This is a genomic window from Zoogloea sp. (genome assembly GCF_030157465.1).
Lineage (GTDB): Bacteria > Pseudomonadota > Gammaproteobacteria > Burkholderiales > Rhodocyclaceae > Zoogloea.
Window position 1 is genome coordinate 1 of sequence record NZ_JAOAUU010000091.1, and the last position, 2069, is coordinate 2069.

The 2069-nt window shown below is 69.9% G+C and carries 2 protein-coding genes; both read left to right on the forward strand.

Annotated elements, in window-relative coordinates; genetic code table 11:
* On the forward strand, nucleotides 1-357 hold a 357-nt coding region (locus Q1W26_RS11540; RefSeq protein ID WP_300440043.1), incomplete at its 5' end, for an efflux RND transporter permease subunit.
* Nucleotides 358-377: 20 nt separating this feature from the next.
* On the forward strand, nucleotides 378-1784 hold the full coding sequence (locus tag Q1W26_RS11545; protein WP_300440045.1) for an efflux transporter outer membrane subunit: 1407 nt from the start codon (nucleotides 378-380) through the stop codon (nucleotides 1782-1784).
* Nucleotides 1785-2069 lie beyond the last annotated feature (285 nt).

The following is a 2069-nucleotide window of genomic DNA, read 5'->3' on the forward strand; positions in this document are numbered from 1 at the left end:
ATCGGCATCGTCAAGAAGAACGCCATCATGATGATCGACTTCGCCATCAGCGCCGAACGGGACCGGGGCCTCACGCCCCGCGACGCCATCCTCGAGGCCTGCCTGATGCGCTTTCGCCCGATCATGATGACCACCCTGGCCGCCCTCTTCGGCGCCCTGCCGCTGGCCTTCGGGGTTGGCGACGGCGCCGAGCTGCGCCAGCCGCTGGGCATCACCATCGTCGGCGGCCTGCTCCTCAGCCAGCTCCTGACCCTCTACACCACGCCGGTGGTCTATCTCCAGCTCGACCGTCTGCGCCTTCGGCTGCTGCGCCTGCGCGGCGGCCCGAAAGCCCCGGCGAGCGCCCTCCTTCCATGATCGACAACGCCTTCCACGGAATGAAACTTCGTCTCCCCCTGCTGGCCGCTGCACTGCTTCTGGCTGGCTGCGCCGTCGGCCCCGACTACCGGCGCCCCGACGCCCCGACTCCCGCCCAGTTCCGCGAAGCCGACGGCTGGAAACTGGCCGCCCCCTCCGATGCCCGGCCCGCCGGCGCGTGGTGGACGCACTTCGGCGACCCCCTGCTCGACAGCCTGGTGAGCCAGGTCGAGCTGTCCAACCAGAACATCCGGGCGGCCGAGGCCCGCTATCGCCAGGCCACCGCCCTGCTCGACGCGGCCCAGGCCCAGAACTTTCCCACCCTCGGCAGCTCGCTCGGCGTAACCCGCAGCCAGGGCGTGAGCACAACCACCACGGGCGGCACCACCGCCAGCGCCGGCGCCCCCATTCGCAACACCAGCCGCCTGTCCCTCACCGCCAGCTGGGAGCCCGACCTATGGGGCCGCATCGCCCGCAGCAACGAAGCGGCCGGTGCCACCGCGGCGGCCGTGGCGGCCGACCTCCAGGGGGCCCGCCTGTCGGCCCAGGCCGCCCTGGTCCAGGCCTACCTGCAATTGCGCATCAACGATGCCCAGCATGCGCTGCTCGAACGCACCGTCAGCGCCTACACCCGCAGCGCCCAGATCACCCGCAACCGCTTCGAGGCCGGGGTGGCCGCCCGTGCCGACATGGCCCAGGCCGAAGCCCAGCTCAAGACGGCCCAGGTCCAGCTCATCGATCTGGACATCCAGCACCGGCAACTGGAACACGCCATCGCCGTGCTCACCGGCCGCCCGCCGTCCGACCTGGCCGTGGCTGCCGCCAGCACCCTGCCAACCCTGCCCCCGGTACCCGGCGTGCTGCCCTCGACGCTGCTGGAGCGGCGCCCGGACATCGCCGGTGCCGAACGTCGCGTCGCCGCCGCCAACGCCCAGATCGGCGTGGCCCAGGCCGCCTTCTTCCCGACCCTCACCCTCGGCGCCACCGGCGGCACCCAGAGCAGCGCCCTGGCCCGCGTCTTCTCGCTGCCCAACCAGTTCTGGTCCCTCGGCCCCAATCTGGCCCTGACACTCTTCGACGCCGGTGCCCGCAGCGCGAGCAAGGACCAGGCCGTGGCCGTGTGGGACGAAGCCGTGGCCAGCTACCGCCAGACCGTGCTCACCGCCTTCCAGGAGGTGGAAGACAATCTCGCCGCGCTGCAAACGCTGGAAACCGAGGCAAAAGCCCAGGCCGAAGCCCTCGCCGCCGCCACCGAATCCCTCGAACTGGTCACCAACCAGTACCTCGCCGGCACCGTCAGCTACCTCAACGTCACCAGCGCCCAAACCGTCGCCCTCAACGCCGAACGGGCCAGGCTGGACATCCTGGTGCGCCGCCTCACCGGCAGCGTGGCCCTGTTCAAGGCCACAGGCGGAGGGCCGCTGTGATGCGAGACACCCAGCATGTCCACACCCACCCTGAACACCGAACGAACCACCGCGATGCGCCGCGCTTCCTGTGGGTCGGACTTCAGTCCGACTCGACACTCTGAGCCCGCGCTGTCGGACTGAAGTCCGACCCACAAAAACCCCTATCAATTCGCTCAGCATGTCCACGTCAACCCTGAACACCGAGCCGGCCATGGTGCTGCGCCGCGCTTCCTGTGGGTCGGACTTCAGTCCGACTCGACACTCTGAGCCCGCGCTGTCGGACTGAAGTCCGACCCACAAAAA

Bases quoted from the DNA above. Each gene is read 5' to 3' on its own strand.
- Q1W26_RS11545 (WP_300440045.1), top strand. From the start codon at position 378: ATGAAACTTCGTCTCCCCCTGCTGGCCGCTGCACTGCTTCTGGCTGGC.